The organism is Nocardia vinacea (assembly GCF_035920345.1).
In the GTDB taxonomy this organism is placed as follows: domain Bacteria; phylum Actinomycetota; class Actinomycetes; order Mycobacteriales; family Mycobacteriaceae; genus Nocardia; species Nocardia vinacea_A.
Genome location: NZ_CP109149.1, coordinates 924,052 through 947,494, shown reverse-complemented (window position 1 = coordinate 947,494; position 23,443 = coordinate 924,052). Strand labels below are relative to the sequence as shown.

Here is a 23,443-nt window from a genome sequence, read left to right as displayed (position 1 = left end):
CCGGAATGGCCTCGCAGTCCAGCGCCACCGACATGCCACGTGCTTCGCGCTCCAGCTATCGCGGTGCCCCCCCTGACGCCACGTGGCCTGGTGATCACCCGTCCAGACGGAGGTCAGGCGAGTGGTGTGCCGGTGCGTCGGTGACCATGGACCCCCGGATAGGTGCGCAATGCCCGTCGTGGTGGTCGGGCCCCGAAGGTGAGACTCGGAATATGAACGCAAGTGATCGTGCGAGCGCACCCGATCGGAGGACCGTGCGGATGGCGCTGAAGCTCGCCTCCCGGGCCCCATCGGTGCACAACACCCAGCCATGGTGCTGGATGTTCGACGGCGCGCGACTGCAACTGCGCAGCGATACCGATCGGCTGCTGCAATCGGCGGATCCGCTCGGCAGGCAGCTGGTGATCAGCTGTGGCGCGGTGCTCGACCACGCGCGTCTGGCATTCCTGTCGATGGGCTGGTTTGCCCAGGTCACCCGATTCCCGGAACCCGATCTGCCGGACCTTTTGGCCACGCTGGAGTTCCGGCCGTGGCCCGGTGCGCTGAACACGGCGGCCGGACGGGTGCGCGCCATCCACCGGCGCCGCACCGACCGGCTGCCGATGCTGGCGCCGGACGGCTGGCACGACGTGCTGGGCGCCGTGCGCGAACTGGCGCGACCACATCACGTGGCGGTCGACGAAATCGCCGACAGCAGCAGGCCCCGACTGGCCGCGGCCACCGAGCATGCCACGGCGTTGCGCCGTTACGATATGGACTACCAGAACGAATTACATTGGTGGGCCGGACATTCCGAGGTCCTTGAGGGCATCCCCGTGGCCGCGCTGGTATCGGATGCCGAAGCCGCCAGGGTCGATGTCGGACGTACTTTCCCCTCTTCCCCGTATTCGGCCCGCCGAGACGACCTAGAGGACAAGGCCCGGCTGGTGGTGCTCAGCACCCTCGGCGATACCCCGGCACAGTGGCTGCATACCGGCGAGGCTCTCTCGGAGGTGCTGCTCGAATGCACCGCCCGGGGCCTGGCCACCTGCGCACTGACCCACATCACCGAACTCGCCGCCAGCCGCTCGGTGATCACCGACCTGATCCCCCACCGGGACTTCCCCCAGGTCATCGTCCGCATCGGCATCGCACCCGAGGACACCGCATCGGCCCCGACACCACGACGACCACTCGACGAGGTTCTCGAGGTCCGTTCGTCTTGACCGATGGCGCCCGTCGTTCGTTGCGCTATCCGGCCGTGGCGAGGAAGTCGGCGCAGGAGTCGATCGAGGCCACGTGCGGGTAGTCAGCCTCATTGATGCGGACTCCGGTTGCGCGGGTGAGCTTTTCGACGAAGGTGCGGGAGTCGAGATCCAGGGCGGTGCGGAAAGGTTCGCTGTTCGGGGTCCACCGACCTTCGTACGCCCGGTAGTCCGCGACCGCGGTCGGCAAGTCGGGTACGGGATGGTCGAAAGTCCCTCCGCCTGCGTCGGTTCGGCACTGTGCGCGGCCGTCGGGCGGCCGTAGCGTCGAGTGCGCAGGAGTTTCCGCAGGTAGCAGCGCAGAGGAGACCGAGATGCGGATCCGGGTCGTCTACGAGTCGATGTTCGGCAACACCGCTGCCATCGCCAAGGCCATCGCAGCGGCATTGGGCGAATACGGCGAGGTGGAGGTGTTGGATGTGGCCGCCGCCGCCCAGCGCCCCGAGCCGACGGTGGATCTGCTGGTGGTCGGTGCCCCGACACACGCCCTCGGGATGAGCCGGACTCGGACTCGGCGCGACGCGGCGAGCCGGACCGAGGCGCCGGTCGCGGTCGATATCGGCATGCGCGAATGGCTCGACGCGGCACTGCCGGTGCCGCCGGGCTCCCGGGCCGCCGCCTTCGCCACCAAGGCCGCGAAACCCTCCTGGTTACCGGGATCGGCCGCACGTGGTGCCGGAAAACGGTTGCGGCGCCTGGGTTATGAGCTCGTCGACCGACCGGTGGACTTCCTCGTCGACGGCATCCTCGGCCCGGTCACGCCGGGCGAATTGGAGCGCGCGCCGGCTTGGGCAGATCGCCTCGCCCGCGCCGAACTCGACCACATCGCGCACCGGTCCTGAGGCCAGCGATGTCATATCGGGTCGAGGTCGTCGAATCGAACACCACCACCGTGCTCGAACTGCGCCGCTCAGTGCACGGCGACCATGCCGGCGACGACATCCGCGAGGGGATGCGAGCACTCTACGAGTTGGCCGAACGCACCGGAATCGCGCCGATCGGACCACCATCGACGACGTATCTGGGCATGCTCGGACCAGGTATGACCACCGAGGTGGACTTCGGTCTCCCGGTGACCGACGGCGCACTCGACGGCACCACTGCACAAGTCAGCTTGCGCCGTCCCGAGCCGACGCTGTGCGCAAGCATCAGGCACCACGGCGACTATCGGCACATCGGTGACGCCTACCGCGCGTTGGACAACTGGATCCGCTCCTCCGACTATCAACCGATGGGGCCACCGACCGAGGTGTATCTGGTGGCACTGGACGCCGCCGTGCGGCCCGGGGATCTCGTGACCGAGATCCGCCGGCCGATCGCCGCCACCCTGGCTGTGCGGGTGCAAGCGCTGTTCGCCGACACCGTCTCGGCACTGCGAAAGGCATTGGCCGAACAGGGCTTCGGCATTATGACCGAGATCGACGTGCGCGCCACGCTGCACACGAAGCTCGGTGTGCGGATGGACGACTACCTGATTCTCGGCGCCTGCAACCCGATCCTCGCGCAGCGTGCGCTGACCGCCGATCCCCGCGTCGGACTACTGCTGCCGTGCAATGTCGTGATTCGCACCGACGGCGACACCACCCTCGTCGAGGCGGTCGACCCGGTGTTGCTGCTGTCCGGCGAGGTCCTGCACCACACCGACCGGCCCGAGCTACGTGCGGTCGCCGGAGAAGCACGCGACCGATTGGCGGCTGCCCTGGCGACCGCGGAAAAACGCCTGGAGACGGCGGAAAAGCGATCGCCCGATCCGAAGTAGCCCAAGTCCGATCAGCAGGCGGTCGCCTCGGCGACCCCTACCGTCGATGGAGCCAACACATCCTCGACCGCCCGACGAGGTGTGCGGGGTAACTGTCCATCGCTAGTCGGTGCCCAGCCGACTCTGATCACGGCCTGGGGGTAGCCGTAATTGTCCAGGACGCCGGCACGGACACGGTCCCGCAGTGTCGGTGTCTCGAGCGGTTCGGTCAGCAGACAGGTGGCCAACCCGACATTCGTCGCGGTCAGCAGCACCGCGCTCAACGCCTCGCCCGCGCACAATCGCGAGAGCCGATCGTCGGCGGAGGTGCCGACTACGAGCAGTTCGGCAAAGTCGGGTTCGTGTGCGGACACGGCAGCCGTGGCGGGTCCGTCACGCCATTCGGCCGGCTCGAATCGGTATTCCGGGTCTCCGGCGTGCTGCTCCGCCGAGGCCCGCATCGCTTCGACCACGTAGTCGCGCGACCGGTCGGTCACCTGCCGCACGGTCGCCCCCAGGGTCGCCGCGCGCTCGGTGACCAATCCGAGGTACCCGGGCGGCACCGGCCACTCAGTGAAGAGCCTGCGATCGGTTCGCCTGCGGGCGATGGCGGCGCTCAACTCGATTTCATTCGGGGTCGGCCGATGGCGCACCGGTTCGATCGATGCCAGGTGGTTCGGTTGCGCCGGATTCGGCAGCCGTCGCACTACCGCTGACCAGCCGAGCGCGGCGAACGCGACTCGCAGATGATGCAGCGCGGCACCACAGCTCAAGACGAGATCGCGTTGGTCCAGGTCGGTCGAGGGCAATGCCCGGGTCGGATCCAGACACAGGTGGACGCTGCGGTCCGCAATTCGCCACCGCCACGGTTGGGTGTTGTGTACCGACGGCGCCCGCACCGCGAGCGCTAATGCCGCCCGCACGGTGTGATCATCGGGCAGTCCGTGGTCCATCGTCGTCATCCCTTCTTTCGTCCCAATTCACGCTCTCACCCCGGCGATACCGCAGGTAGAGCAAGACGCCCCCTCCTGACGGGACTTCCCGGACGCCAGCTACGGTCGGCCGCCGGCAACGGGGGGCGCGAAGACGGTCCGGAAGTCCCGTCACATCAATGACCTTCGGCCATCACGCTGGGGCACTTGTTGCGAAATCCTGAGTACATCAGCAGGAAACGCTGCGCGTCAGCAATCAGGAGGTGGGCACCATGCCCGAATTCCATGGCCGAAGCGCCGTCGTCACCGGCGGGGCGCACGGCATCGGCGCGGCCATCGCGCAAACGCTCGTCAAATCCGGCCTGCGCGTCGTCGTGGCCGACCTCCTCGACACCGAGGGCACCGCGACGGCCGAATCCCTCGGTCCGACAGCGATATTCCGGCACCTCGATGTCACCGACGAACACGGTTGGCGACAGGTACTCGACGACGCCGAAGCGGACTTCGGACCACTGGCCGTTGTGGTGAACAATGCGGGCATCCTCGACTTCGGCGGTATCGAGTCCGAATCCCCCGCGATGTTCCGGCACGTCGTCGATGTGAATCTGTTCGGCGCCTGGCTCGGTATGCATCTGGCGGCCCCGCGGCTGCGCGCCAATGGCGGAGGTGTCATTGTCAACATTTCCTCGACCGCGGGTCTGATGGGCTATTCCGGGATCGCCGGTTACGTGGCCAGCAAATGGGGCCTGCGCGGGTTGACCAAGGCCGCCGCACTCGAACTCGGCGACGCCGGTGTCCGGGTCTGCTCGGTGCACCCTGGACCGATCCACACCCCGATGACGGCTGGCTTCGATACCAGTATTGCTGCGGCCCAGCCGCTTCCGCGTTTCGGCGAACCAGAGGAGGTCGCGGCGATGGTCGGCTTCATCGTCAACGAGGCCACCTTCTCGACCGGATCGGAATTCGTCATCGATGGTGGCGCTACCGCAGGCATGACACTCGTCGAACCTGCCGAAGCGCACGGAACATGGCAGTGACCGCAGTCGCGTCCGCGCAGCTGCGGGAAACCCACAACGGTGTCGTGGTGCTGTGCGGGGACCGGGCGTACAAGACGAAGAAACCGATCGCCACCGACTTTCTGGACTTCAGCATACGAACTGCCGACCAAACTCGGAGTCGAGCGCCGCACTCGAGCCGCGGTGCCGGCCTCCAGACTCAGCGCCCTCAGCAACAAGGAAGAATGATCATCGGCTAGAGGTTTACACGGCGCCACATGGGGTACAGGTCATGCGAGGATGGGGGGCATGGATGGTATGTCCATCGGACCCGATCTGACGCCGGTGACGGAAACATTGCCTCAACTTCGACTGCGGGCACTACTCGGCGAAGTCCAGGACCGGATCGCCCAAATCGTCGGCGTCCGCGATCAGATGGACCGCCTGATCGAGGCGATGCTGGTCGTCACCGCCGGACTGGACCTGGACAACACGCTGCGCTCGATCGTGCACACTGCCATCGAGTTGGTCGACGCGGGATACGGCGCGCTCGGCGTGCGCGAAACCGATAAGACCAGCACCCAGCTCGCCGAATTCGTCTACGAGGGCATCGACGACCGCACCCGGGTCCTGATCGGCGATCTGCCGCGTGGTCACGGTGTCCTCGGTCTGCTCTTCGAACAACCGAAACCCATTCGGCTGCCGAATCTTTCGAAGCATCCATCATCGGTCGGCTTTCCCGCCCACCACCCGCCGATGCACACCTTCCTCGGCGTGCCGGTGAAGGTTCGCGACGAGATCTTCGGCAACCTTTACCTGACCGAGAAGGCCGGTGGCCAGGAGTTCACCGACGACGACGAGGTCGTGGTGCGGGCGCTGGCCGCCGCGGCGGGTATCGCCATCGCCAACGCCCGCCTCTACGAGCAGTCCCGGATCCGCCAGCAATGGCTGGAAGCCAACCGCGATGTGGCCACCGAACTGCTCGCGGGCGGCGAACCGGGCACCGCACTGGAACTGGTCGCCGACCGGGCCTTGACGCTCACCCACTCGGCCTGCACCTTCCTCGCGCTCCCTGAGGACTCCGATATCCCCACCGAGGATGTCACCGAACTGGTGGTGGTCGCCGCCGCGGGTGCCGGCGCCGAGGAGCTCATCGGCGAGCGCATCCCGATGGGCGAATCGAATTCGGGCGAAGCGTTCCGATCCGGCCAGGTCGTCGCGGTCGACGAACTGCGCTTCCGGCCGGTCTTCTATGAGCCGTCGAAATTCGGACCCGCACTTATCCTGCCGCTACGCGCCAAGGATTCGGTCATCGGCGTGCTCGTCACCGTACAACCGGCGGGGGCGCAACCACTGGACGAGGCCGGGCAATCGATGATGGCCGCCTTCTCCGATCAGGCCGCGCTGGCCTTGCAGCAGGCGACCACCCAGCGGCGGGTGCGCGAACTCGATGTGCTCTCCGACCGCGACCGGATCGCGCGCGACCTGCACGACCACGTCATCCAACGCCTGTTCGCGGTCGGTCTCTCACTACAGGGCACAGCGCAGCGGGCCCGCGTACCCGAGGTCAAATCCCGGCTCACCGACACCATCGCCGACATCCAGTCGATCGTCCAAGACATCCGGGAATCGATCTTCGACCTGCACAGCAGCACCACCGCGGGCGCCCCAACGCTGCGCAAACGACTGCACGCGATCATCGCCGACATGGTCGGCGAAAGCGGGCTGCGCACCACAATTCGACTCGCCGGCCCGGTCTCGGTGCTGGCGCCGCCACTATCTGAACACGTCGAGGCAGTACTGCGCGAAGCAGTCAGCAACGCGGTGCGGCACGCGCACGCGACAACGGTGACGGTCCATCTGCGCGTAGGCGATGACGTCACTATCGAGGTGACCGACGACGGTATCGGCCTGCCCGACGATGTCGCGGGCATGAGCGGATTGGCGAATCTGGCGACGCGCGCCGAGCAGGCTGGCGGCAGTTTCAGCGTTTCGAAGGGCGCGAACGGCGGGACGGTGCTGCGCTGGTTGGCACCTTTGCCCTGAGTTCTGCCGACACGGTCACGCCCTGAGGCGACACGCACATGTGACCGCGCAGGCTCGCGCATGCCGGATCAGCTACGACAGGAGCGGCCTTTGTGCCCTGTGGTTCGGGACCAACGCCAGGCGTGCCGGACCGCCTCGGATTCCTAATCTTCGGGGTAGCTGATTTTTCGAAATCCGAAGGGACACTGCCCATGACCGCCCAGCACCACGATGATCCACACCGACTGGCGTCGGCCGAAATAGTGGTCGGCATCGATGGCTCCGAAGCAGCCGACCTCGCCGTCCGATGGGCCGCCGAGACGGCGTCGCAGCGGGGCCGCGGCCTGCGGATCGTGCACGGCCTGGACCTCGCTGCCGCCGGGGCCGTCTATGGGATCTACGACGTGATCATGCCCCCGGTGATCGATGCGATCCGCCGCGAAGGTGCGGACCTGGTCCGTACCGCGCGTCGCCTGGCTCACCGAGTGGATCCGACGCTGACCGTGGAAACCGAAGTCTCCGAAGCCAATCCGGCACACCTGCTGATCGAGCTGTCCGAAACCGCGCATCTGGTCGCGATCGGTGCGCAGGGCGAGGGCGGCACCCTGAGCCATCTCGGGTCGACACTGCTCGCCGTCGCCAGCCATGGCCGCGGCCCGGTCGTGGCGGTCCGTGACACCGGCACCGAACAACAGACCCGGCGCATCGGCCCGGTTGTGCTCGGCGCCGACGCCGGACCGGTCAGCTCGGCTGCGGTGGCGGCCGCGTTCGCCGAATCCAGCGAGCGCAACACCCAACTCGTCGCCGTGCACGCCTGGAGCGATCTGTACTACGACCGCTTCGCCGGACTCCCCTACACGATCACCGACCACGACGCCGAGACCGCCGGACAGGCGATCCTCGCCGAACAGCTCGCGGGCTGGCAGGAGAAATACCCGGACGTGCAGGTCATCCGCAAGGTGTACTTGTCGAGGCCGCGCCGGGCACTGCTCGAGTGGTCGAGGTCCGCTCAACTTGTTGTGGTCGGCAGCCGAGGCCGCGGCGGATTCCGCGGACTGCTGCTCGGCTCCACCAGCAACACACTGGTGCAGACCGCGAATTGCCCGGTCATGGTCGTCCACCCGCAGTAAATACCACCCCAGCCACCCAGAAGGGCAACGAATTCACATGTCCGCCAACGCCATCAATCCCCCCGTGCTCGTCGGTATCGACGGCTCCGAAACCGCGGCCGAGGCCACCCGCTGGGCCGCCGTCGACGCCGTCCACCACCGCGCACCCCTCCACATCGTGTACAGCATCGGTGCCCCGATGGACTTCGGGCCCGGAATCGCCTTCGACCAGATCGATTACGACGTCTATCGAGCGGCTGGGGCCGCGGCCGTTGCCGCCGCACGCGAATTCGCCACGGCCGCAGCCGCACCCGTCGGCGACCTCGACATCACCACCTATGTGGCCGAGGCACCACCGATCCCCGTCCTGCTCGACCGCTCCAAAGACGCGCGCCTCTTGGTCGTCGGTACTCGCGGCCTCGGTGCCTTCCGCCGCGGCATCCTCGGCTCGGTGAGCACCGCCGTCGCACGGCACGCACACTGCCCGGTCGCGGTCATCCCCGAACCCGAGAACTACACACCGGATCGGCTGAACGGCCCCGTACTGGTCGGCGTCGACGGCTCCCCCGCCAGTGTCCGCGCCATCGGAATCGCCTTCGACGAGGCCGCCCACCGCGATGTCGCGGTGCGCGCAGTTCTCACCTGGTCCGAGTTCAACCGCTACATCTCCCGCGCCGACATGCAGAAAGAGGCCGAAGAACTGCTGTCGGAGAGCCTGGCTGGTTACGCTGAGCAGTATCCGGACCTCGAGGTCCGACGGGTGGTCGTCGAGGACCGCCCGGCCAGACGCCTACTCGCCGAATCCGAAAACGCCCAACTGATCGTCGTGGGCAGCCACGGCCGCGGCGGCTTCGCCGGCATGACCCTCGGCTCGGTCAGCCAAGCCGTCCTACACGCCAGCGACTGCCCCCTCATCATCGCCCGCCCCTGAACCACGCCCCATCGGGCACACGATTGCATCGGGTGATTGCCATCAGGATCCGGCCCGTTTGGCGTTCCCTCGGCCCGGTTACTGATGGCAGCCTCGTGAGTGGACGGGCCACGTACGGCGGCGAACCTGCCGCACAATGCTCGGACGTACCGGGACCCTCATAAGGGCGACGACGATGTCGGGCGCCGCGCCATTGTCTAGCAGGAGCCGTATCGCCTGCCTCGATCGTGCCGCCCGATGAAGATCATGTCACCGACGACGATGATCGCGGGACGGTTCTGTACGTCGCCGATGGAAACCCACCGGAATTCCTCGACGTGGGTGAGGTCTCGCGTGATCCGGTCACGCCTGTAGAGGTAGTGCGCCCGCGACCGGACGTATGCGAGGTGACCGTCAGCGATCGACCTCAGTCATAGAGTGCGTCGATGCGGTCCGCGAGATTGTCGACGACTATCCTGCGGCGCAGCTTCATACTCGGTGTGAGATCACCTGCCTCGACGGATAGTTCGCGGTCGATGATGCCGAATCTCTTGATCTGTTCCCAGCGATCGAGTTGCGCGTTCAAGGCATCGATGTAGCCGGCGATCACGTCGTGGGTCTTTTCGTCCCGAGCGATTTCGGCGAGTGGCATATCGGCTAGGTCGTGCTTGCCGGCCCACTCGGTGATGGCCTGGGCATCGAGACCGACCAAGGCGACGCAATAGGGTCGTGTCTCTCCGTAGACGATGAATTCTCCGGCATACGGACAGAGTCCCTTGAACGTCGCGGCAATCGCGGAGGGCGCGACGTACTTGCCTTGCGAGGTCTTGAACAAGTCTTTCTTGCGATCGGTGATGTGCAGGAAGCCGTCTGCGTCGATCTCGCCGATGTCGCCGGTGCGGAACCAGCCGTTCGCGTCGAAAGCCTCGGCGGTGGCGTCGGGGCGGTCGTGATATCCGCTCATCACACCCGGGCTTTTGAGCAGGATCTCGCCGTCCTCGGCGATCTTGACCTCGGTGCCGGGGAACGGTTTGCCGACGGTACCGAACCGGTAAGCACCTGGGCGGTTGATGAACGAGGCGGCGGCGGTCTCGGTCAGGCCGTAGCCCTCGAGCACGATGATGCCGATCGCGTCGAACCACTGCGCGACATCGCGGTCCAAGGGGGCCGCTGCCGAAACGAAGTACCGCAGCCGACCACCGAAGCGTTCACGGATAGTGGACAGCACCAGCCTGTCCGCAACTTTGTGCTGCAATGAAACGAGAGGCGACGGCTTCTCGCCGGCTTGTGTGGCACGCGAGACTTTCAGGCCAACCCCGATCGCCCAGTCGAAGATCTTCTTCTTGATCCCGCCTTCTTCGGCCATCATGCCCTCGATACGCGCATGCGCCTTCTCGAAAATGCGGGGAGCGGCCCCCACGATCGTGGGGTGCAGTATCGCGAGGTTCTCCACGATCTTGTCCACCCGGCCGTCGATTGCCGTGGGAAAGCCGATCAGCGGTGACAGCGCCAACATCACCTTGCCGAACGCGTGGGACAGCGGTAGCCACAAGAAGTTCAGGTCGTCCGGGCCGAGAACGTTGACGGCGTCGATCGCGGCGGCGCTGTAGGTCCATGCGGAATGCGGTAGCCGAACCCCCTTCGGGGTGCCGGTCGTCCCGGAGGTGTACATGATGCTGCCCAGCTGCTCGGGCCGGATCCCGCAGATGCGGTCGACCACCGCGTCGGGGGATCCGGCAAGCAGTTTCCGTCCGCGCTCTTCGAGGTCGTCGAGAGTGATCACCCAGTTTCCGTCGCCCTCGCCGTCGAAGATCACTACCTGTTGTACGTCGGGCAGTTCGGCGCGGTGCTCGATCAATTTGTCGACCTGGGTCTGATCCTCGGCAACAACGACACGGCTGCCCGAATTGGCGACGATGAACGCGACGCCGGTGGCGTTGGTGGTGGGGTACACGGTGGTGGTGGCCGCACCGGCGCACATCACGGCGAAGTCGACGAGTACCCATTCATACCGTGTGGACGACACGAGTGCGATTCGGTCCTCGGCCTCGATTCCCAGCGCGATCAATCCGGCGGCGAGGACGTTGATTCGGTCACCGACCTGCTCCCAGGACACGCTGGTCCAGCTCTCGCCGTCACGGAATCGGAACGCCTCCGTGTCTGGAGTCGCGGCCACGCGGTCGACCAGTATCTGGGCGACCGACGATGCCCGTTTCTCGATCTTGCTGAGGTCGGGAGGTTCCTCGGATTTCCGGAGGAACGTCATCACTCGATTCTACGGAGTCCCAGGCCGAGGGTTTGTCCAAAGCGAGACAGAAACTTATAGACCCGCGTGTGCGGGCCCCATTCGCAGGAGGCGGGTACGTCGTCCTCGATGTCCACTTTCAGGCTGGACTCGTCGCGGGGTTGTCGGCCGGATTGCGCGCCAGCGTGAACAGCGCCTCGTCCTCCTGCGCGAAGTGCAGGGTGAGGACCGCGTCGAGCCCGTAGAGGGTAGCTCTCAGATCGTCGATCTGGTCGGCGCGGATTCCGCGTGGCGAGTCGTCGAGGTGGCGGCGGATCCGGTCGACGAGGCGTTCGATCTCGATGTGCTCGCGGCTCATCGTCACCATTGCCTCCGGGTCGCGCAGATAGTCGGCCAGCGCCGGATACAGCTGCGACTCCTCGGCATGTTCGTGCGGCAGTATGTGCTCGACGAGAAGATCGAATGCGTGGCGGACGGCCGCATCGGCGCTCGGGCCGGGGCCACGGGACAGCGCGTCGGCCGCTTGCCGAACCGAGGCGCGTGCGGTCTGCAGCCGGTCGTGCTCCCGCGTGAAGCGAGCGACCAGAGGGTCGATCTCGGCGGTGCGGCGCCCACGATGAATCTGCAAGGCCCGCAACGCGTTCAGGATCACCACGACGTCGATCCCCTCCTGCACCAGCGCGCCGGCAGCGGGTACGAGCAGCCCGAAGGCGGCGGCGATCATCGCCGCCAGCGACAGCATCATTCCCGCGACCGCGCTCTGCACGGCCAGCCGATGCGTCCGCTGGGCGACCTCGACCGCGTCTGCGAGCCGATCGATGCGGTCGTCCACGATCACCGCGTCAGCGGCCTGTACGGCGGCCGTGGACCCGCGGGAACCGAGGGCAACGCCCACATCCGCCGCCGCGAGCGCCGGGGCGTCGTTCACGCCATCACCGACCATAACGGTCACGCCGTCGCCGCGTTCCGCACGGATGGCCGCGATCTTGTCGGCGGGGTCGGCGTCGGCGACGACTTCGGTGAGCCCCAGTAAATGTGCCACCTCGGCGGCGTTGTCGACCCGGTCGCCGGTGAGCAGGAGCAGCCGCCGCAGGCCCGCGGATCGCAGGCGGCGCATAGTGCGTGCGGCGTCGGCGCGGATGCGGTCACGCACCAGCAATGCCGCCATAGGCACATCATCGACACACACCCACACGAGGACTGCCAGATCCAGCCGGGCCCGCCGCTGGGCGGCTTGTGCCCAAGGCGCGGGTTCGGTCCGCGACGTCAGCCGCCCGACCCGAACCCGATGACCGTCCACGGTCCCCGTCGCACCCAGGCCGGGTTGTTCCGAAACATCCTGCGCGGCAACGGGCTCCAGCCCGCGAGCCGTGGCCGCCGCCGTGACGGCGTTGGCGAGCACATGCGGTGAGAACCGTTCGACCGCGGCGGCCTGTCGCAGCACCCGGTCGGCGTCGGCACCGGGCGCGGTGACGATGTCGATCACCGCTGGCCGGCCGACGGTGACGGTACCGGTCTTGTCCATCGCCAGACACCGTGCGTGCCCAAGAGTTTCGAGCGCTGCGCCGTCCTTCACCACCACACCCACTCGCGCAGCCCGCGACATTCCGGCCGTGATCGCGACCGGCACCGCCAGCAGTAGCGGACAGGGCGTAGCGGTGACCACCACAGCAACAGCCCGCACCGGATCCCGCGTGAGTATCCAGGCGAGACCAGCGATCACGAGCGCGAGCGGCAGGAACCAGACCGCGACTCGATCGGCGAGCCGCGCCGTCGGCGCCGCGGTGGCGGCGGCCTGCCGCGCCAGCGTGACGATTCCGGCATAGGTACTCTCCTCCACGGTCGCGCAGGCCCGAATATCCACGGCCGCACCGGCATTCACCACACCGCTGCGTACCTCGGTGCTCGCGCGGCGCACCACCGGGACCGACTCCCCGGTCAGTGCCGATTCGTCGAAAACCCCCGCCATGGTGAGCACTCCGTCGACGGGCACCGTCTCACCGGGCAGTACGACCACGACATCGCCCGGAGAAATCTCGGTAGCCGCAACGGTTTCGATACCGCCGGCACGCCGCTGATGCGCCTGCACCGGCGCCCGCCCCAATAACGCGGATAGGTCGCGCCCGGCCCGGCGGCTCGCATACGCCTCCAATACCCGGCCGGTGCCCACCATCAACGCGATCAGCGCGCCCGCGAAATACTCGCCGACCGCGGCGGCACCCCCCAGCGCCACCAGCGCGAGCAGATCGGCACCGTAGCGTCCGCGTCGAAGATCCTGGAAGACCCACACTGCTGCGGGCACGAGCGCGACCACTGTGGCCGCGAGCCACAGCATATCGGCGACCGCCGCACTGAACGGTCGCGCGACCAGCCCGGCCGCTCCCAACACGCCGATCACGGCGACGAGGACCGCCTCCCGAAATACCCTCCGCGCCGGTGTATTCGACGTGGAGTCTCCTCGATCTCGCCCCGCCAGTCGGTGTCCGGCGTCGCGGCGATCGTCGAATTGCATCGCATGCCTCCCTCACGGCTCTTTCCAGCGTGGGCGTCGAGCGAGCGCGGTGGCAGGTCCGATCGTCGTCGAGTGGAGAGCCGTTTGTCCCGGATGCCTGCGCCGGTGCTGGCGTCATCGACGCGCATCCGGCCTGTGACCAGCAGTCGTTCAGGCGAATGCCGTGCCGTGCTGAGACGGGCCTGAGTGCAGAGTCGCGCGCTGAGCGAGGGGCACGTAACCCCGGACCACCGGTGATTCCTGACCCGCCAGCGGCCCCGGGGAGAGGACAAAGGGCCTCGACATAAAGGTCTTCGTGATCGGTTGTCTTCGGTCCGGACCGAGCAGGCTTAGTGGTATAGGTACCGCCGATCGCGCCGCCTTTCGGGCCCGCGAGATCGAGCGCGGGCTGCTCGGCGTGGGATGCGATGTCCGCTGGTCGCCACGGGATTCTGCCGACATCGCGTTCAGCGTCGAGTTCTCGGAAGGGACGTGCGTCGATGCCTGGTCATCGTGTGCGGCGATCGACGGTTCTGGAAGACAAGATCCGCGCGACGGCCTCGGCGGAACCGACCCAGACCGTGGAGGTCTGAGGAAGCACAAGCGAAGCGGTACGACGTACTACGGCGAAGACGAAGGCAGCAGGCTATGGGCCCCCGCGAATCCCACATGTCGCAATCGGACCTGTTCTCGTGGAACATGGAGCGAGATCCGGTCCTGCGTTCGACCATCGTCTCGGTTCTGATCCTCGATACCGATCCGGACTGGGATCGCCTGGTGGAGACGATCGATCGCGGCACCCGCCTCGTGCCGAGGTTGCGGCATCGGCTGGTCACCGCGCCGTTCGGTCTCGCCCCGCCCAGGTGGGCGCTCGATCCGGACTTCGACCTGTCCTGGCACCTGCGACGAGGCGCGCTGCCGGAACCGGCGACCCTATCCGCGGTACTCGAATTCGCGCGCACCGAGGCGATGACCGCCTTCGATCCCGCTCGTCCATTGTGGCGCTCGACCTTGCTCAGCGGTTTGTCGAGTGGGGGATGCGCGCTGGTGATGACAGTGCACCACAGCCTCACCGATGGTATCGGTGGCATTCAGATCGCCACCGCGCTACTCGATTTCGATCGTGCGGGCACCGATCACGGCCATCCGCCCGAGCCGCCGTACGACCATGACGGCGCTCTGCGCGATATCGTGGCATGGAACTGGTCGGTCGGCTCAGATCTCCTTCGCGGCGGCATCATGGCGACGCCGCAAACCGCGTGGCGAGCCCTCACTCATCCCGCGCGGTCGGTACGCGACAGCGCCGCGCTCGCGACCTCGCTGGTCCGCCTGGCCAAGCCTATTACCGCGACGCTGTCGCCAGTGATGATCGAACGCAGTCTCGGTCGCCGACTGGCGGTGCTCGATGCACCCGTCGAGCAAATACGCCGCGCCGCGCGTGCTGTGGGCTGCACGATGAACGATGCCTTCCTGACCGCTGTGGTCATCGGACTGCGCAGGTATCACGAGCAGCACGGGGCGGCGGTCGACCATCTGCGGCTGACCATGCCGATCAGTCTCCGGACGGCCGATGATCCACTCGGCGGCAACCGGATCACGCTCGCACGTTTCGCGTTGCCGGTCGACATCGCCGAGACCGCAGACTTGATGCGCGCCGTGGACGCCGCGGTCGACGGTTGGCGCCGCGAGCCGGCCATACCGCTATCCGGTGCTGTCGCGGCGGCGTTCAACCGGTTGCCGGTCGGAGTGGTCACCGAGATGCTCAAGCATGTCGACTTTGTCGCCTCCAACGTCCCTGGTTCCCCGGTGCCCCTTTATATCGCCGGGGCGCGCATAGACGCTATGTACGCTTTCGGCCCCACCATCGGCACGGCCGTCAACGTGACAATGACCTCGCACGCCGGAACCTGCTACGTTGCGATCAACGCGGACACGGCCGCGATCCCCGACCTCGCGACCCTGACCGAATGCCTCGCCGCAGGCTTCGCCACCGTACTCCGCCTCGGCGGCGAGTGCGCACCGCAAGCCGACGCCGCTGCCGAAGCATCTCGATCGACACCGGTCTGATCCGGAGCGATCAGACCACGAGCCGTATCGAGCAAGCGGACGGAATCTCCTGGGTACCGACGAAAGACCCTGGCAGCATAGGAAATCCGGGCCCAACAGTGGAGCGGTGCGAGAGTTACCGGCCTACGGAGCAGCGACCCTCATCGGCCTGGTCGGCATCGCCCATGCGGTGCCGACCAGGCAGGTCGGCCTGTCCGCGGCCCTGTTGGTCGCCGCCAGCCCGCCTGAGGGTGGGCCCCTCTTGCCCCCTCGGGCAGCAGCCCGTTGACCGAGGGGACGGTCGCGAGCGCGGCGGCCGCCGCTCGGGGCATCGGTCGCCGTGAGTGGTGACCTTCGGCCCTCGTCGCGCCGGTATCCGCTCACAAGACTCGACATCGTACGAATACTGCGATCGGCAGGGGGCCTTATGAAGCCTGGCGACACCATGGTGATCGACCGCGCGGGCCTGGACCGCCTCGTGGAAGTACTGCACGAGGCGGAGTATCGGGTCATCGGTCCGCAGGAGCGCGACGGTGCGATCGTGCTGGACGACGTTGCGTCCGGAGCGCAACTGCCCGCCGGGTGGAGCGTAGATACCGAGCCCGGACGGTATCGGCTGCGGCGCCGCGACGATGCGGCTGTGTTCGCGCATTCGGCCGGGCCCGGCTCGTGGAAGCAGTTCCTGCATCCGCCACACCGCAAGGTGTGGGAGATGGGACCTGACCTGAACGAGCAACGTGCCGAAGACTCCGCACAACGGTTTGCGTTTCTCGGCGTGCGTGGGTGTGATCTCGCCGCGATCGCGATCCTGGGCCGTGTACTCGGAGGTGGGACATATCCCGACACCGGATACACCGGTCGCCACGCGGGCCTGTTCGTGGTCGCGGTGAACTGCACCGAGCCGGGAGGCGTGTGCTTCTGTGTCTCGATGGGCACAGGGCCCGGCGTCTCCAAAGGATATGACCTCGCGCTCACCGAAACGATCGACGACGACGGGCATCGCTTCCTGGTCGATGTCGGCAGCGAGAGCGGAGCAGATGTGCTCGCGCACCTCACCACGCGGCGCGCCGAAACCACTGACGTCACCACTGCCCGGACGGCGGTCGACGCTGCTGCCGGACGGATGGGCCGGTCGATGCCGGACGCCGACCTGCCCACCGTGCTTCGCGAATCCCACGAGTCGCCGCAGTGGCAGAACGTGGCATCTCGGTGCCTCACATGTGGCAACTGCACGATGGTGTGCCCTACCTGTTTCTGCACTTCCGCCGAGGACGTCACCGACCTGACCGGCGACCACGCCGAACGCTGGGAACGCTGGGTGTCCTGCTTCGAACTGGATTACTCCTACCAGCACGGCGGCAGTGTCCGGCAGTCCGGCGAGAGCCGGTACCGGCAGTGGCTCACCCACAAGCTCGGCACCTGGCACGACCAGTTCGGCAGTTCCGGCTGCGTCGGCTGCGGACGCTGCATCGCTTGGTGCCCGGCAGGGATCGACATCACCGCCGAAATGACCGCGCTCGCCGAAGGGGGTGCCAGTGACCGCAGTTGACGAACTATCGCAGTTCGCACAGCTGGCGTCACTGACCGACGCGGAACTCGCAGTACTCGCCGACGCCGGTCGCGACGTCAGCTTCCCCGCCGGCCGGCAGCTGATCACCGAGGGGCAATCGGCCGACCGGTGCTGGCTGATCCGCGTCGGCCGGGTCAGGCTCGACGCGCACGTCCCGGGCCGCGGCGATATCGTCGTCCAAACGCTGGGCGGCGGAGACCTGCTGGGCTGGTCGTGGCTGATGCCGCCGTACCGCTGGCATTTCGGTGCGCACGCGGTCGAACCGGTACTCGCGGTCGAATTCGATTCCGCTCGACTGACCGAGCTCGCCGACCTGGACCCGGTATTCGGCCGTGCCCTGAACCGCATGCTGCTCGAGGTTGTGCTGGAACGCCTGCAGGCCACCCGGGCGCGGCTGCTCGATCTGTACCGCAATCCTGGCGACACCTCCACACCCTCACCGCTGAGCGGCGTCGGCGACCGAGGAAACAGTCGATGAGCCAGCGCGGCGCGGCGACGAGCGCCACCATCGCGCGGGGTACACCGGCACCGGGCGACACCATGCTGCCCTACCGGGTCGTCGGCCGTATCCCACACAACCGCGACACCGTGACCCTCGTGCTCGAACCGGTTCACCAGGCAGCGCAACGGTTTCGGGCCGGGCAGTTCATGATGCTCTACAGCTTCGGCGTCGGCGAGATCGCCATATCGATCAGCGGCAGCCCGGCCGCCGACGACGCCCTCGAACACACGATCCGCGCCGTCGGCGCGGTCAGCCGCGCGCTACACGACACCATGGTCGGTGGGTTGATCGGCGTGCGCGGGCCGTTCGGCAGCGGCTGGGACCCCGAATCCGCACTCGAGCGCGATCTTGTGATCGTCGGCGGCGGTGTCGGACTGGCGCCACTGCGGCCGGTCGTACTCACGGCACTCGCGGCGCGCGACCACTACCGGCGGGTGGTACTGATCACCGGTGCGCGGACCCCGACCGACATCTTGTTCCGAAACGACCAACAGCAGTGGGCCGCAACCGGTGACATCGAATTGGAGCAGACTGTCGATCATCCGGCGGCGGGCTGGACCGGCGCGGTCGGCTTCGTCACCGAACCATTGACCAGGCTCACGCTGGATGCCGGTCGCACAACGGCATTCCTGTGCGGTCCGGAACCGATGATGCGATTCTGCGCGCAAACCTTGCTGCGCAAGGGAATCGCCGCAACCGAAATCCGCATCGCGCTTGAACGCAACATGCAGTGCGGCGTCGCCCGATGCGGGCACTGCCAACTCGGACCGCTGCTGCTGTGCCGCGACGGCCCAGTCGTCGACTACGCGACAGCCCAACCGCTGCTATCGATTCGGGAGCTGTGATGAACACTTCCCAGACGAAGACCCCGACCTTGGCGGTCTGGAAGTTCACCTCGTGCGACGGCTGCCAGCTCACCCTGCTCGACTGCGAGGACGAGCTGCTGAGCCTGGCCGGACGCCTCCACATCGCACATTTCACCGAGGCGACCAGCACGGTCGAACCCGGACCCTACGACGTGTCGCTGGTCGAAGGATCGGTTACCACACCGGAGGAACAGCAACGCATCATCGAGATCCGGGCGCAGTCACGGATTCTCGTCACCATCGGTGCCTGCGCAACTCACGGCGGCATCCAGGCGCTGCGCAACTTCGCCGATGTCACTGAGTTCACCTCCGTGGTGTATGCCAGCCCGCAATACATTTCGACGCTGGCCACCTCGACACCGATCTCGGCGCACGTGTCGGTGGATTTCGAGCTGCGCGGCTGCCCGATCGACCGTCGCCAACTTTTGGACACGCTGTGCGCCTTCCTCGCCGGACGTGCCCCCGACCTGCCGAACACCAGCGTCTGCACCGAGTGCAAGCGCCGCGGTACCACGTGTGTGACCGTCGCACACGGCATTCCGTGTCTGGGCCCGGTCACCCAGGCCGGGTGCGGTGCGCTGTGCCCGGCTTATCATCGCGGCTGCTACGGCTGCTTCGGCCCGATGGCATCTCCGAATATCCGTGCGCTGCTGCCGATTCTGAGTGTCAATGGCATGTCCACCGACGATGTCGACCGAGTGTTCCACACTGTCGCGGCGGCCGCCCCGGCCTTCGCGGGCAGGAGGTCGGATGAGTCATCGCAGTAGGCAGTTGCGGGTCAGTTCGCTTGCGCGGGTGGAGGGCGAAGGCGCGCTGCGGATCGTCGTTTCCGACGGCGCCGTCGAGCGGGCCGAGCTGAACATCTATGAGCCGCCTCGCTTTTTCGAGGCGTTCCTGCGCGGTCGCGCCTACACCGAACCACCCGACATCACCGCCCGCATCTGCGGCATCTGCCCGGTCGCCTACCAGACCAGTGCCTGCAACGCACTCGAGCAGCTCTGCGGCGCCGAGCTCGACCCACCCCTGGCGCGGCTGCGCCGACTGTTGTATTGCGGAGAGTGGATCTCCAGCCATTCCCTACACATTTACCTGCTGCATCTCCCCGACTTTCTCGGCTATCCCGACGCCATCACCCTCGCCGCCGATCATCGTGAGCTCGTAGAACAGGGCCTGGCGGTGAAAAAGGCCGGTAACGCCGTGCTCGAACTGATCGGCGGACGGTCCATCCATCCGATCAACGTGCGAGTCGGCGGCTTCTACTCCGTTCCGTCCCCTACCGATTTCGCACCACTGGCCGAACAGTTGCGCCGCGCCCTGGATTACGCCGTGCACACCGCGCGCTGGGCTGGCGGCCTCGAATTTCCGGACGCGGAGCTGAACCACGACCTGCTCGCCGTCTCCGACCCGCACGCGTATGCGATCGAATCCGGAGATATCCACAGCAGTACCGGACTCACCTTCTCCGCTGCCGAATTCGCCGACCACGTCGCCGAAGGCCAGGTTCCGCACTCGACCGCCCTGCACGCGACCCTCGACGGCCGCCGCTACCTCACCGGACCGCTGGCCCGGTACACACTCAACTCCACCCGGTTGTCGCCGACAGCCCGTCAGGTCGCCACCGAGATCGGACTGGGCAGTGAATGCCGCAACCCGTTCCGCAGCATCCTGGTTCGCGCCGTCGAGGTCGTCTATGCCATCGAGGAGGCGCTACGGCTGATCGAAGACTACGAAAAACCCGTGCGCGCAGCCGTTCCCGTCACTCCTCGGGCGGGTACCGGTCACGGAGTGAGTGAAGCACCACGGGGTCTGCTGTATCACCGCTACGACGTCGACGGCGACGGCATCATCCGCTCCGCCGACATCGTTCCGCCCACCTCGCAGAACCAGGCCGCCATCGAAGACGACCTGCGTCGCGTCGTCACAGACCACCTCGACCTCGACGACGCGGCGCTCACCGCACTGTGCGAACGCACCATCCGCAACTACGACCCATGCATCTCGTGCTCGGCACACTTCCTCGCACTCGACGTGGTGCGCCGGTGACCGGGCCGCAGGCTGTCGTTATCGGCGTCGGGAACGAGTTTCGCCGCGACGATGGGATCGGCCCGGCCGCCGCCCGAGACATCGAAGCGCTCGGTCTGCCCGGTGTTCTCGTCACCGTTTGCGACGGCGAACCGACCGGACTGCTCGATGCGTGGGACGGCGCAGAGCTCGCCGTCGTCGTGGACGCCGTCGAGTGTGAACCGTCCACTCCGGGCCGCGTCTGGTGTACCACTGTCGAGGCCCTGCGTGAACTCACCACCGCCACCAGCACCCACGCCCTCGGCATCCCCGACGCGGTGCCGCTCGGCCGAGTGCTGGGCCGCCTCCCCCGCGAGCTTGTCGTCATCGCCGTGGAAGCAGCGACCCTCGATCTCGGTGTCGGTCTGTCCGGCCCCGTCGCGGCAGCGCGTCCACGGGTGGTCCAGGCAACCTTGACCGAGCTGGCGCGCGCCGGGATCGCAACCGGATAGTCCCCAGCGGCGGGAGGCCCGGTGCGGCATACGCAGCAAAGAGCGGCAGGCCGCGCTAGGACCGTTCAGGTCGCACACGACCCCGTTCGGCATCGGCGACCGGCAGACCACGCACCGTCACATGCTCTTGGTCATCGCGGCCGATGACGTTCGGCACCTCACAGCCGAGTCGGTCGGGCGAGATGCTGTGTTCGACACTCCGATACACACCGACTCGAACATCGCGACCTAAGGGGCAGCGGATGAGCACCCGACATGATGCGGATCGACATCAGTTGGCCTCGGCTGCGGTGGTGGTGGGGACCGATGGGTCCGCGACCGCCGATGCCGCCGTCCGATGGGCGGCCGAAACGGCGGCTCGGAAGGGACGGCACCTGCTGATAGTGCACGGCCTCGACCTCGCGGTAACTCGCGCGGTCCTCGGGAGCCACCTCACCAGGATGTCCTCGGTCATCGAGGCGATGCGCGGCCATGGCGATCACATCCTCGCCGGGGCCCGTGCACTTGCGTGCGATATCGCTCCCGATCGCAGTGTGGCCACCGAACTCTCCGAAGCGAACCCGGCGAAGTCGCTGATCGCGCTCTCGGAAAGCGCGCACCTCGTTGTCCTCGGTGCCACCAGGGGCGTCGGCTCGCTCGCGCACCTCGGATCGAGATTGCTCGCGGTGGCCGGGCACGGCCACGGCGCGATCGTGGTCGTGCCCGGCACCGGAGAACCGACTCATCGCGGCGGTCCGGTCGTGGTGGGCGCGGACGGCAGCCCGGTCGGTGAAGCCGCCCTCGGCGCGGCATTCGCCGAGGCGTCCGAGCGCAATGCCGAACTCGTCACCGTGCACACCTGGAGCGACCTGACATTCGGCGAGTACGCCGGAAATTCATATCTCGAAATCCCCATCGTCGACCTCGAGATCGCCGAACACGCACTGCTGGCCGAGCGTCTCGCGGGTTGGCAGGAGAAGTACCCCGACGTCACCCTGACCCGCAAGGTCTCCGTTGCCGGGCCACGCGAGCAGTTGGCGTACTGGTCGAAGTCCGCACAGCTGCTCGTGGTCGGCAGCCGCGGCCGCGGCGGATTCCGCGGTCTACTCCTCGGCTCGACCAGCAGCTGGCTCGTGCAGCATGCGGACTGTCCGATCATGGTCGTGCACCCGAACTAGTTTCGCCCTCCCACACCAGCAAAGGTCATGATTCCGCGGTCGAGGTGACGGCGACGGTCGATCCGGCCCGACCGACCAACGGCATTCGTTCGGGGGGCCTTCGGCACTGTGAGACTGCGGCCGCCGTGGCCGAAGCTGAGTCATACGCCCGGGTAGAGGAGTCATCCCGTGTCGACGATTGTGACGGTCACCCTGAATCCGACCGTGGACGCCGCCTTCGAGGTGGATCGGCTGATCAGCGAGGGCAAGAACCGCGCGCGGCTATGCTCGGTGCGCGGCGGCGGAGGTGGGATCAATGTCGCCCGATGTGTGGGCAGGCTGGGCGGTTCGGCGGTCGCATTACATACCTCCGGGCGCGAGGTCGGCGCGCGGCTCGATCGGCTGCTCGACGAAGAAGGGCTCGACCACCGGCGTATCGAGGTCGGCTCCGACACCCGGGACGCCTTCGTGGTGGCCGAAACGTTTTCCGGCCACAGCTATCACATCGTGCCCGCGGGCCCTGAACTCACCGAGGCGGAGACGCAACGGTGTCTCGAGGCGATACTGGCCATGGCTCAGCATTCTTCCTACCTCGTCATTTCCGGCAGCGTCCCGCCTGGATTACGCGACGACTTCTGTGCTGGGGTGGCCCGGCGCATACAGTCCCGCGAGACCCGGATAGTGCTCGACATCGCGGGCATGCAGCTCCGAAACATGCTGCGCGAGAACGTCTTCCTGATCAGGCTCGACCGCAGGCAAGCGGCGGGACTGATCGGCAGGCCGATCGATGGTTTCGCCGCCGCCCGTGCCGCCAACGACCACCTGCTCGATCTCGGCGCCGCCGATCACGCCGTCACCACGGTCGGCGCGCTCGGCGCTGTGTACTCGAATCGCGAAGCCCACCACCATATTTCCGCGCCACCCCCACCGCGGCCGCCACAGTACTGCTGCCCGGCACCGAGATATTTACGCGCGCCACCGTCGACGCCCTCGTCACCGAGGTACGCACGCAGACGATCGAGCGCAATCAGGCTGTGCGGGCGCACTCCTGACCTTCGCCCCCGTTTCGCGGCGACGAACGACCCCACTCGGTGGGTCCGCGGGCCCTAGTCCGGCACGCG

General features: G+C 67.1%; 21 protein-coding genes. 17 read left to right on the top strand and 4 right to left on the bottom strand.

Annotated elements, in window-relative coordinates; all coding sequences use genetic code 11:
* Nucleotides 1-212 precede the first annotated feature (212 nt).
* Nucleotides 213-1,205: an Acg family FMN-binding oxidoreductase gene (locus OIE68_RS04510; protein WP_327098133.1), complete on the top strand. Its 993-nt coding sequence runs from the start codon at nt 213-215 to the stop codon at nt 1,203-1,205.
* 25 nt (nt 1,206-1,230) lie between these two features.
* On the opposite strand, the gene OIE68_RS04505 is transcribed toward OIE68_RS04510, so the two are convergent.
* Nucleotides 1,231-1,434, bottom strand: a complete 204-nt coding sequence (locus tag OIE68_RS04505; protein ID WP_327098132.1) for a hypothetical protein — start codon at nt 1,432-1,434, stop codon at nt 1,231-1,233.
* Nucleotides 1,435-1,558: 124 nt separating this feature from the next.
* Between OIE68_RS04505 and OIE68_RS04500 the strand changes: the two genes are divergently transcribed.
* Both OIE68_RS04500 and OIE68_RS04495 read left to right on the top strand, forming a co-directional pair.
* Nucleotides 1,559-2,086: a flavodoxin domain-containing protein gene (locus OIE68_RS04500; protein WP_327098131.1), complete on the top strand. Its 528-nt coding sequence runs from the start codon at nt 1,559-1,561 to the stop codon at nt 2,084-2,086.
* An 8-nt stretch (nt 2,087-2,094) separates the two neighbouring features.
* Nucleotides 2,095-3,003, top strand: a complete 909-nt coding sequence (locus tag OIE68_RS04495) for a DUF302 domain-containing protein (RefSeq protein ID WP_327098130.1) — start codon at nt 2,095-2,097, stop codon at nt 3,001-3,003.
* An 11-nt stretch (nt 3,004-3,014) separates the two neighbouring features.
* Here OIE68_RS04495 and OIE68_RS04490 read toward each other — a convergent pair whose 3' ends face one another.
* A complete protein-coding gene (locus tag OIE68_RS04490) occupies nt 3,015-3,935 on the bottom strand; it encodes an NAD(P)H nitroreductase (protein ID WP_327101571.1) in 921 nt (306 codons plus the stop codon).
* A gap of 251 nt (nt 3,936-4,186) precedes the next feature.
* On the opposite strand from OIE68_RS04490, the gene OIE68_RS04485 reads away from it, so the two are divergent.
* The 4 genes from OIE68_RS04485 (at nt 4,187) to OIE68_RS04470 (ending at nt 8,974) form a co-directional block, all read left to right on the top strand.
* Complete coding sequence (locus OIE68_RS04485) at nt 4,187-4,951, top strand: SDR family NAD(P)-dependent oxidoreductase (RefSeq protein ID WP_327098129.1); 765 nt, start codon at nt 4,187-4,189, stop codon at nt 4,949-4,951.
* Nucleotides 4,952-5,209: 258 nt separating this feature from the next.
* A complete protein-coding gene (locus OIE68_RS04480; protein WP_327098128.1) occupies nt 5,210-6,955 on the top strand; it encodes a GAF domain-containing sensor histidine kinase in 1,746 nt (581 codons plus the stop codon).
* Nucleotides 6,956-7,146: 191 nt separating this feature from the next.
* Nucleotides 7,147-8,064, top strand: a complete 918-nt coding sequence (locus OIE68_RS04475) for a universal stress protein (RefSeq protein ID WP_327098127.1) — start codon at nt 7,147-7,149, stop codon at nt 8,062-8,064.
* A 37-nt stretch (nt 8,065-8,101) separates the two neighbouring features.
* A complete protein-coding gene (locus tag OIE68_RS04470; RefSeq protein WP_327098126.1) occupies nt 8,102-8,974 on the top strand; it encodes a universal stress protein in 873 nt (290 codons plus the stop codon).
* 406 nt (nt 8,975-9,380) lie between these two features.
* On the opposite strand, the gene OIE68_RS04465 is transcribed toward OIE68_RS04470, so the two are convergent.
* Nucleotides 9,381-11,219: a long-chain fatty acid--CoA ligase gene (locus tag OIE68_RS04465; RefSeq protein WP_327098125.1), complete on the bottom strand. Its 1,839-nt coding sequence runs from the start codon at nt 11,217-11,219 to the stop codon at nt 9,381-9,383.
* Nucleotides 11,220-11,337: 118 nt separating this feature from the next.
* A complete protein-coding gene (locus tag OIE68_RS04460) occupies nt 11,338-13,710 on the bottom strand; it encodes a heavy metal translocating P-type ATPase (protein ID WP_327098124.1) in 2,373 nt (790 codons plus the stop codon).
* Nucleotides 13,711-14,358: 648 nt separating this feature from the next.
* Here OIE68_RS04460 and OIE68_RS04455 point away from each other — a divergent pair.
* From OIE68_RS04455 to OIE68_RS04410, 10 genes are all read left to right on the top strand, one after another.
* Nucleotides 14,359-15,756 carry a wax ester/triacylglycerol synthase domain-containing protein gene (locus tag OIE68_RS04455; RefSeq protein WP_327098123.1) on the top strand — a complete coding sequence of 466 codons (1,398 nt, stop codon included), beginning with the start codon at nt 14,359-14,361 and terminating at the stop codon, nt 15,754-15,756.
* Between the two features lie 106 nt (nt 15,757-15,862).
* Nucleotides 15,863-16,024 carry a hypothetical protein gene (locus OIE68_RS04450; protein ID WP_327098122.1) on the top strand — a complete coding sequence of 54 codons (162 nt, stop codon included), beginning with the start codon at nt 15,863-15,865 and terminating at the stop codon, nt 16,022-16,024.
* Between the two features lie 138 nt (nt 16,025-16,162).
* A complete protein-coding gene (locus OIE68_RS04445) occupies nt 16,163-17,284 on the top strand; it encodes a 4Fe-4S dicluster domain-containing protein (RefSeq protein ID WP_327098121.1) in 1,122 nt (373 codons plus the stop codon).
* On the top strand, nt 17,271-17,783 hold the full coding sequence (locus OIE68_RS04440; RefSeq protein WP_327098120.1) for a cyclic nucleotide-binding domain-containing protein: 513 nt from the start codon (nt 17,271-17,273) through the stop codon (nt 17,781-17,783). The genes OIE68_RS04445 and OIE68_RS04440 overlap by 14 nt, the downstream gene beginning before the upstream one ends.
* Nucleotides 17,780-18,652, top strand: coding sequence for an FAD/NAD(P)-binding protein (locus OIE68_RS04435; RefSeq protein ID WP_419150675.1), 873 nt, complete (start codon nt 17,780-17,782; stop codon nt 18,650-18,652). The genes OIE68_RS04440 and OIE68_RS04435 overlap by 4 nt, the downstream gene beginning before the upstream one ends.
* Complete coding sequence (locus OIE68_RS04430; RefSeq protein ID WP_327098119.1) at nt 18,652-19,440, top strand: oxidoreductase; 789 nt, start codon at nt 18,652-18,654, stop codon at nt 19,438-19,440. Before OIE68_RS04435 ends, OIE68_RS04430 begins: the two co-directional genes overlap by 1 nt.
* Nucleotides 19,424-20,716 (top strand): Ni/Fe hydrogenase subunit alpha, encoded by a 1,293-nt coding sequence (locus OIE68_RS04425; protein WP_327098118.1) that lies wholly within the window; start codon nt 19,424-19,426, stop codon nt 20,714-20,716. Before OIE68_RS04430 ends, OIE68_RS04425 begins: the two co-directional genes overlap by 17 nt.
* Complete coding sequence (locus tag OIE68_RS04420; RefSeq protein ID WP_327098117.1) at nt 20,713-21,186, top strand: hydrogenase maturation protease; 474 nt, start codon at nt 20,713-20,715, stop codon at nt 21,184-21,186. Before OIE68_RS04425 ends, OIE68_RS04420 begins: the two co-directional genes overlap by 4 nt.
* A gap of 242 nt (nt 21,187-21,428) precedes the next feature.
* Nucleotides 21,429-22,343, top strand: coding sequence for a universal stress protein (locus tag OIE68_RS04415; RefSeq protein WP_327098116.1), 915 nt, complete (start codon nt 21,429-21,431; stop codon nt 22,341-22,343).
* A gap of 168 nt (nt 22,344-22,511) precedes the next feature.
* Nucleotides 22,512-23,432 carry a 1-phosphofructokinase family hexose kinase gene (locus tag OIE68_RS04410; RefSeq protein ID WP_327098115.1) on the top strand — a complete coding sequence of 307 codons (921 nt, stop codon included), beginning with the start codon at nt 22,512-22,514 and terminating at the stop codon, nt 23,430-23,432.
* The last annotated feature ends 11 nt before the right edge of the window (nt 23,433-23,443 follow it).